Origin of the sequence: Achromobacter sp. MYb9 (assembly GCF_002975275.1) — a bacterium.
Taxonomy (GTDB): Bacteria; Pseudomonadota; Gammaproteobacteria; order Burkholderiales; family Burkholderiaceae_B; genus Achromobacter.
In genome coordinates this window covers 20,974-29,634 of record NZ_PCOQ01000039.1, presented here as the reverse complement: position 1 = coordinate 29,634, position 8,661 = coordinate 20,974, and the positions used below count along the sequence as shown (strand labels likewise).

The 8,661-nt window shown below is 63.4% G+C and carries 8 protein-coding genes and 1 tRNA gene; 3 read left to right on the top strand and 6 right to left on the bottom strand.

Annotated features, from left to right (window positions below):
* Positions 1-32 precede the first annotated feature (32 nt).
* The 3 genes from CQ050_RS29730 to CQ050_RS29720 are packed head-to-tail and all read left to right on the top strand — an operon-like array spanning position 33 to position 4,180.
* Complete coding sequence (locus CQ050_RS29730; protein ID WP_105560426.1) at positions 33-1,313, top strand: TRAP transporter large permease; 1,281 nt, start codon at positions 33-35, stop codon at positions 1,311-1,313.
* A 28-nt stretch (positions 1,314-1,341) separates the two neighbouring features.
* Positions 1,342-2,358, top strand: a complete 1,017-nt coding sequence (locus CQ050_RS29725; RefSeq protein ID WP_105560425.1) for a TRAP transporter substrate-binding protein — start codon at positions 1,342-1,344, stop codon at positions 2,356-2,358.
* 40 nt (positions 2,359-2,398) lie between these two features.
* Entirely contained in the window at positions 2,399-4,180 is a 1,782-nt protein-coding gene (locus CQ050_RS29720; protein WP_105560424.1) for an IlvD/Edd family dehydratase, read from the top strand.
* 106 nt (positions 4,181-4,286) lie between these two features.
* On the opposite strand, the gene CQ050_RS29715 is transcribed toward CQ050_RS29720, so the two are convergent.
* The 6 genes from CQ050_RS29715 to truA all read right to left on the bottom strand — a co-directional run bounded on the left by CQ050_RS29715 (position 4,287) and on the right by truA (position 8,661).
* Positions 4,287-4,652, bottom strand: coding sequence for a YbaN family protein (locus CQ050_RS29715; RefSeq protein ID WP_199196962.1), 366 nt, complete (start codon positions 4,650-4,652; stop codon positions 4,287-4,289).
* A 62-nt stretch (positions 4,653-4,714) separates the two neighbouring features.
* Complete coding sequence (locus tag CQ050_RS29710; RefSeq protein ID WP_233214360.1) at positions 4,715-5,431, bottom strand: tetratricopeptide repeat protein; 717 nt, start codon at positions 5,429-5,431, stop codon at positions 4,715-4,717.
* A gap of 303 nt (positions 5,432-5,734) precedes the next feature.
* Positions 5,735-5,811: transfer RNA gene (locus CQ050_RS29705), tRNA-Val, on the bottom strand.
* Between the two features lie 154 nt (positions 5,812-5,965).
* Positions 5,966-6,640: a phosphoribosylanthranilate isomerase gene (locus tag CQ050_RS29700; RefSeq protein WP_255410208.1), complete on the bottom strand. Its 675-nt coding sequence runs from the start codon at positions 6,638-6,640 to the stop codon at positions 5,966-5,968.
* A 57-nt stretch (positions 6,641-6,697) separates the two neighbouring features.
* A complete protein-coding gene (locus CQ050_RS29695) occupies positions 6,698-7,798 on the bottom strand; it encodes a TRAP transporter substrate-binding protein (RefSeq protein ID WP_105560423.1) in 1,101 nt (366 codons plus the stop codon).
* Between the two features lie 53 nt (positions 7,799-7,851).
* On the bottom strand, positions 7,852-8,661 hold the full coding sequence (gene truA / locus CQ050_RS29690) for a tRNA pseudouridine(38-40) synthase TruA (protein ID WP_105560422.1): 810 nt from the start codon (positions 8,659-8,661) through the stop codon (positions 7,852-7,854).

The window sequence follows — 8,661 nt, the reverse complement described above, 5'->3', positions numbered from 1 at the left end:
GCCCCGCCCCCTTCCCCGCCCGGACCTCTGCAATGATCCTGACCGTCTTCCTGCTTGTACTGCTGGGGCTGATCGCCCTGGGCATGCCGATCGCCTTCGCGCTGTTGCTCAGCGCCCTGGCCATGATGTTCCAGCTGGACTTTTACGACACCCAGATCCTCGCGCAGAACATGCTGACCGGCGCCAACAGCTTCACGCTGATGGCCGTACCGCTGTTCATGCTGGCGGGTGAACTGATGAACGCAGGCGGAATATCCCGCCGCATCGTCCGCCTGGCCAGCATGTTCGTCGGCCATATTCAGGGCGGGCTGGGCTACGTGGCGATTTTTGCCAGCGTGCTGCTGGCCGCCTTGTCCGGCTCGGCCGTGGCCGATGCCGCCGCGCTGGGATCCCTGCTGATCCCCATGCTGCGTGAAAAGGGGTATGACGCCGGCCAGGCTTCCGGCTTGATCGCCGCGGGCGGCATCATTGCCCCGATCATTCCGCCGTCGATCTCTTTCATCATCTTCGGCGTGGCCACCAATGTGTCGATCACCAAGCTCTTCTTCGCCGGCATCGCGCCCGGGCTGATGATGGGCCTGACGCTGGTGGCGGTCTGGACCTGGGTGGCCCGCAAGCACGGCAGCATCACCCCGTCGCCGCGTGAACCGTGGCGCAACCGCCTGAAGGCGCTGCGCGAATCGGTGTGGGCGCTGATGCTGCCGGTCATCATCATCGGCGGCCTGCGCGGCGGGGTGTTCACGCCGACGGAGGCTGCGGTCGTGGCTGCCGTGTACGCGTTGGGCGTCAGCCTGTTCGTCTACCGCGAGATCGGGCTGCGCGACCTGTTGCCGCTGTTCGTGAATGCCGCGCGCACCACCGCCGTGGTCATGTTCCTGGTGGCCGCCGCGATGGTGTCATCCTACATGATCACGCTGGCCGACATGCCGCAAGACCTGATCGCGCTGCTGGAGCCGGTCATGGACCAACCCAAGCTCCTGATGTTCGCCCTGCTGGTGTTGCTGACATTGGTGGGCACGGTCATGGACCTGACGCCCACCATCCTGATCCTGGCGCCGGTGCTGATGCCCGTGGTCACCAAGGCCGGCATCGACCCCGTCTACTTCGGCGTCATGTTCGTGATGGTCGGCTGCGTGGGCTTGTTGACCCCGCCCGTCGGCACCGTGCTGAACGTGGTCTGCGGCGTGGCCCGCATCAATATGGAAACCATCTGCAGGGGCGTGTGGCGCTACGTCGTGGCGTACACGGGCCTGCTGGTCCTGCTGGTGATCTTCCCCGAGCTGATCACCGTACCCGCACGCTGGATGCACTAGCGGCAAAAATCCCCCAAGGAGAAGCACCATGACCCACCGATTCAAAACCCGTTTACTCGTGCTGGCCACCGCGCTGTCCTGCGCCGTTGCCGGCGTGGCCGCCGCGGCCGACGTCAAGCCGCGCCTGATCCGTTTCGGCTACGGCCTGAACGAAGAAAGCGTCCAGGGCCGCGCCGCGCGCTTCCTGGCGCAAGAGCTTGAAAAAGTCAGCGGCGGCAAGTTGAAGATGAAGACCTTCGGGTCCGCCAACCTGGGTTCAGACGAACAGATGCAAGGCGCGCTGGCCGGCGGCGCCCAGGAAATGATGGTCGGGTCCACCGCGCCGCTTGCCGGGATGGTCAAGGAATTCGGCGTGTTCGACCTGCCCTTCCTGTTCAACAGCGAAAAAGAAGCCGACGCGGTGCTGGACGGCCAGTTGGGCCAGGACCTGCTGAAGAAGCTGGAAGCCAAGGGGCTGGTGGGCCTGGTCTATTGGGAAAACGGCTTTCGCAACATGACCAATTCCAAGCGCCCGATCGCGCGCGCGGAAGACCTGCAAGGCATCAAGCTACGGGTCATGCAGAACCAGATCGCGCTGGGCGTTTTCAATACGCTGGGCGCCAACGCCGTGCCCATGCCGTTCTCGGAACTGTTCACCGCCCTGGAAACGCGCACGGTCGACGGGCAGGAAAATCCCATCACCACCATTCAAAGCAGCAAGTTCTACGAAGTGCAGCCCTTCCTGACCATCACGCGCCACGTCTACACGCCGTGGGTCGTGCTGGCATCGAAGAAATGGTGGGACACGCTGTCGCCCGACGAACAGAAACTGGTGCGCCAGGCAGCCGAGGCGTCGCGTGATTTTGAACGCAAGGACAGCCGCGCGGATTCCACCAAGGCCATGACGACGCTTGAGAAAGCCGGCATGAAGATCAACACGGTCAGCCCCGAAGAAGTCGCGCGCATGCGCCAGAAGGTGCAACCGGTGGTCGACAAATACACGCAAGAACTGGGCCCTGACCTGGTCAAGCAGTTGAATGACGAGATCCAGAAGGCGCGCAACTGACGCCTTTTCACTGACGCCCACGCGAAGCAAGCGAGTTCCCATGTCTCAGATACCCCGCAAGTTGCGCAGCCAGAAATGGTTCGACGACCCCGCGCACGCCGACATGACGGCAATCTACGTCGAGCGCTACCTTAACTACGGCCTGACGCGGCAGGAGCTGCAATCCGGGCGGCCGATCATCGGCATCGCCCAGACCGGCAGTGATCTGGCGCCCTGCAACCGCCATCACCTGGCGCTGGCCGAGCGCGTCAAAGCGGGCATCCGGGACGCGGGCGGCATCCCGATGGAGTTCCCCGTGCATCCGCTGGCCGAACAAGGCCGGCGGCCCACGGCCGCGCTGGACCGTAACCTGGCCTATCTGGGCCTGGTCGAAATCCTGCACGGCTATCCGTTGGATGGCGTGGTGCTGACCACGGGCTGCGACAAGACCACGCCCGCCTGCCTGATGGCCGCCGCCACGGTCGACCTGCCCGCGATCGTGCTGTCGGGCGGGCCGATGCTGGACGGCTGGCACGACGGCCAGCGGGTGGGCTCCGGTACGGTCATCTGGCATGCGCGCAACCTGATGGCGGCCGGCAAACTGGACTACGAGGGCTTCATGACGCTGGCCACCGCGTCCTCGCCGTCGGTCGGCCACTGCAACACCATGGGCACGGCCCTGTCAATGAACTCGCTGGCCGAAGCGCTGGGCATGTCGCTACCTACCTGCGCCAGCATTCCCGCGCCCTACCGCGAGCGCGCGCAAATGGCCTACGCCACCGGCATGCGCATCTGTGACATGGTGCGCGAAGACCTGAGGCCATCCCACATCCTGACGCGGCAGGCATTCGAAAATGCCATCGTCGTGGCATCCGCGCTGGGCGCGTCCACCAATTGCCCGCCCCACCTGATTGCGATGGCCCGGCATGCCGGCATCGACCTCGGTCTGGAAGACTGGCAACGGCTGGGCGAAGACGTCCCGCTGCTGGTCAACTGCGTGCCGGCGGGCGAGCATCTGGGCGAAGGCTTCCACCGCGCGGGCGGCGTCCCCGCCGTCATGCACGAGCTGCTGGTTGCCGGACGCCTTCACCCGGACTGCCCTACCGTATCCGGCAAGACCATTGGCGACATCGCCTCAAGCGCCAAGACCCGCGACGCCGACGTCATCCGCAGTTGCGCCGCGCCGTTGAAGCACCGCGCAGGCTTCATCGTGCTGTCGGGCAACTTCTTCGACAGCGCCATCATCAAGATGTCAGTGGTGGGTGAAGCCTTCCGCCGCGCGTACCTGTCCGAACCCGGTTCCGAGAACGCGTTCGAGGCTCGCGCCATCGTGTTCGAAGGCCCGGAGGACTACCACGCCCGCATCGAAGACCCGTCGCTGAACATTGACGAACACTGCATCCTCGTTATCCGCGGCGCCGGCACGGTGGGCTACCCGGGCAGCGCCGAAGTCGTCAACATGGCGCCGCCGTCCCACCTGATCAAGCGCGGCGTGGATTCCCTGCCCTGCCTGGGAGATGGCCGGCAAAGCGGCACCTCGGGCAGCCCCTCGATCTTGAACATGTCGCCCGAAGCCGCGGTCGGCGGAGGCTTGGCGCTGCTGCGCACCGGCGACAAGATCCGCGTCGACCTGAACCAGCGTAGCGTCACCGCCTTGGTGGACGACGCGGAAATGGCCAGGCGCAAGCAGGAACCGCCCTATCAGGCGCCGGCCTCGCAAACGCCGTGGCAGGAGTTGTATCGGCAACTGGTCGGCCAGTTGTCGACGGGCGGCTGCCTGGAGCCCGCGACGCTATACCTGAAAGTCATCGAGACGCACGGCGATCCCCGGCATTCTCACTGAGCAGCCCGAAAAAGCCGCCAACCGCGGCCCCCGCCCGCTGAACGAGCCCGGTCACGCATACCCTCGCGTGCCGGGCTTGCCCATCTTTGTTCCAGCACCCGCCAAATCAGATTTTCGGGGACGGTCGGCTGACCACGTACACCGCGCTGGCGACGAAAAACAGGCCGACGCCCACGGCCAGCGGCCATGACGGATGCGCGCTCCACCAAAACAGCGCGTAGCCCGCGGCCATGCCCAGGCAAGCATAGGCCTTGCCCTTGCGCGAGACCGCACCCTGGTCGCGCCACATGCGCAACGCGGGCCCGTAGGTGGGGCTTTCGAGCAGCCACTTTTCCAGCCGCGGAGAAGACCGCGAGAAGCAGCCTACGGCAAGAATCAGGAAAATCGTGGTCGGCATGACGGGCAAAAATGCGCCGATGACGCCCAGTGCCAACATCACGCAGCCCAACACCAACCAAAGCGCTTTCATCATGATGGTCAGCAGAATATCGCAAATGCCGAACAGGAATCGGATTGGCCGATATGACGCAAGGCCTAAGTCCGGGGTTCGGGCATTTTGGCGCGCAGGAGGTCCATGAACTTCGGACCGGGGGACCCGCCCGCGGCGCGCGCCTTGACGACCATCGCCCATGCCTCGTCGTACTGGCCACGCCAGTAATAGGCCGTTGCCCACGACGAATACAAATAGCCCTTGTCGGGCTCCACCGCTTCGCCTTTCCGATACCACGCGTCCGACCGGGCGGTGGCCGCCACCCGGGCTTCCGGCGGCAACGTCTTGTCCTCGGCCGCGCAGCGGGCCGCGATACGGCCCGCATCGGCGTAGATGCCCTGGAAAGTGGGCGGATCATGGCTGATCGCCTGATCCATCATGCTCATGGCTTGGCAATACTTGCCCTGGTCATGTAGCACCGCCGCGAAGCCCGTGTAGACCTCGGGGTTATCCGGGTTCAACAACCATGCCTGGTTGAAGCGCCGCATGGCCATGCCGAGCTGGTCGGATTGATAAAAGCGATAGCCTTGCGAGACCCACGCCTTCGAGGCGTTTTCGGCGGAGCCGAAGGCCTGCGTGGCGTCGGCAATGAGTTTCTTGTCGCCCGTCTGCCGTTCCGCAGCGGCCGCCCGATCCATGCCGCCATACATCGGCAATTCATCGATGCGCGACTGGGCCGGCGCCTCCGGCCGCGGTTTGGCCGCGCAAGCAGCCAGCATCAGCACGGGGACGAGGAGTATTGCCTGAAGAGAGTGACGCATGTCCATGCCGGTGATAAAGATTACCGCGAACATATCAGATAAATATCCGAAGGAATTTCGCGGATTATCCAAAGCGAGCGGAAATAAGGGGAAATCCGTTATCCGCTATCCGCTATCCGGTATCCGTCAATGCGACGGCAGGCGCATTAATCATGCGGCGTAATCAAATGCAGGGACATACGCAACGCGCAAATGCAGTTGCCATCCCCCGCCACCATCACCACCAGCCCAATGCAAAAAGCCGCAAAGTCATAGACTTATGCGGCTTTTAAGGCAGTGCTGGGCACTGCTTTGCAGGAATTCTGGTAGGCGGTATTGGGTTCGAACCAACGACCTCCACGATGTCAACGTGGCGCTCTAACCAACTGAGCTAACCGCCTGCAAAGAAGAAGAATTATATAGTGCTTTTTTAAACCGTGCAAATCGTCTTTGACGACTTTTTGCTGTTTTCATTGCGTTTGAAAACTTGGCGCAAGGCCTGATTTTCATTCACAACCGTGGGGTCAAACCCGGTCCACAATCACTACATAAGCACTACTTTATTCCCTTCAGCTTCGTGTCTGCGGCATGTGCTGCATCAACGAAGAACGAGATTCTATCAGAACTTTTTATTCCTTGCTCGACCTCGACGCCGCTGCTGACATCGACAGCCCAAGGCCGCACCAGCTCGATCGCCTGACCGATGTTGTCGCCGTTCAGGCCGCCCGACAGGATCAGCGGGCGGGACACCGGATCCGCGCGAACGTCGTCAAGCAAGGCGTAGTCGAACCCGTGACCGCTGCCGCCGTATCCGGCGCTGTAGCTGTCGAACAGCCACCCAGCCGCTTCGCCGTAGGCGCGGCAGTGGGTAGCCAGGCTTTCGGCGGTGTCCAGGCCCGGCGCGCCGGCGCGGAATGCGCGCAGGAAGCGATGGCCGTAACGGCCGCAATCCAGCGGCGTCTCGTCGCCATGAAACTGCAGCAATTCGGGGCCGACCTCATCCAGCACGGCTTGAACATCGGCGGGGTCCGGGTTCACGAACAAGGCGACGACATCCACGAACGCCGGCACCGTGCGGCGCAGTTGCGCGGCGCGCGTTGGCGTCAGACAACGCTTGCTCTTGGCGTAGAAGACGAAACCGATCGCATCGACGCCGGCCGAAACGGCGGCTTCGATGTCTTGTTCGCGGGTCAAGCCGCAGATCTTGATGCGAGTACGCATGAAATCCATCACCTGTGTCGCACAGCACGACATGTTTGACCAGTATATCCGGGGTCAAAAAACCGTTCAGGAGCGTGGCTGGCCCAGCGTTGCGGTCAAATTATCGAAACTGCCTTCAGCCACGCGGAACCACGGCACTTCTTTGTCGCGGAACGCCGCCATGCTTTCGTACAGCTTCTTGAACATCGGGTCCTTGGCGCTCATTTCGTTATAGGCGGCCAACGACGCCTCGTAACACGCCTGCAGGACCGGCTTGGGAAACGCTTTCAGTTGGGCGCCGCGCGACACCAGCCGCCGCAACGCATCCGGATTGCCAGCGTCGTACTTGGCGATCATGTTGCCCGTTGCCATCTGGCACGCCAGCGCCAACGCCGATTGATACGGTTTGGGCAGTTCATCGTAGGCGTCCTGGTTGACGTACAGCGACAACTGCAACGTGCCCGCCCACCATCCAGGAAAATAGTAGTTCCGCGCGACTTTATACAGCGCCAGGCTCTCGTCATCATAAGGCCCGATCCATGCCACGGCGTCGACCGTGCCCTGCTCCAGCGCAGCATAGGATTCGGCGACCGGCACGTCGACCGGCGTGGCCCCAAGCCGCGACAACACATGGCGGGCGAAGCCGCCGGCCTTGACCTTCAAGCCGCGCAGGTCATCAACCGTCTTGACCTCGCCGCGAAACCAGCCGCCCATTTGCGCCCCGGTATAGCCACAGGGAAAGTTCAGGATGTTGTATTTGTCGAATAGCACGCGCGTCAGCGCCAGGCCTTCGCCCTGGCTCATCCAGGCGCTCATTTGCCGGGTGTTCAGGCCGAACGGCACGCCCGCGTCGAAGCACAGCGCCGGATCGATGTCGAAATACCGGGTCGACGCGGTATGCCCACACTCCACGACGCGGTGTTGAACGGCTTCAAGCACCTGGCCGGGCTGCACCAATTCACCAGCGGGGGAAATCTCGATCTTGAAGCGTCCATCGGTGACTTCGCCGACGTACCGCGCGACATCCTCGGCGCCCGCGAACAGCGTGGGTGATTCATTCGGAAAACTGGAAGCCAGCCGCCAGGCAACAGTAGGCGCTTCCTGCGCGAAGGCCGGCACGGCCAGCGCGGCGCTGCCTGCCGTGGCTGCGCCCAGGGCGGTTTGTTTCAAAAACGCGCGGCGTTGCATGGCAAAGACCTCCAAGTGAGCGCGGAAAAGGCGCCTTGGGTTGCGGCGGCTTCCTAATAGGTTTGCGTGAACGGCGACAGCAACAGCGAACCGCCGTCCAGTTCTTCCAGGCCGAATTCGGCAGGGTAATCAATCGCGGCCAGATACAGGCCATCCGGCGAGAATGTCGGCGCGCCCAGTTTGCGGTCACGCCAGGACAACAGCTGCGCCATCCAGTCCACGGACTCCCTGCCCTGCCCGATCTGCAACAGCGCGCCCATGATGTTGCGCACCATATGGTGCAGGAACGCATTCGCCTTCAAGGTGAACACCAGGAACGGCCCGCGCTCCTCGATGTCCAGCCGGTGCATGTGGCGCACCGGGTGCTTGGCTTGGCATTGCGAAGACCGGAAGCTGGAGAAATCATGTTCGCCCACCAAGGCTTGCGCCGCGGTCCGCATGGCATCCACGTCCAGCGGCTGGAAACACCAGCCGGCCCGCCCCGCCCATAGCGCCGGCCGAACCCGGCCGCGCCACAGCAAATAGACATACGTGCGGGCGCGTGCGGAAAAGCGCGCGTGGAACTCGTCGGACACCGGCTGCGCCCATTGCACCGACACGCTGGGTGGAAGGAATGCGTTCACGCCCCGCACCCAGGATTCCATCCGGCGATCCAGCGTCGTGTCCAGATGGACCACCTGCATTGCGCCGTGCACCCCCGTATCGGTACGGCCGGCGCAGACCGTGGGAACAACGCCTTCAACACCACAAAAACTTGCCAAGGCCGACTCCAGCGTGTCCTGCACCGTCTGTCGATGCGGCTGCGTCTGCCAACCCTGCCAGGCGGAGCCGTCATACGCCAGCCCCAATGCAACTCTAGACAT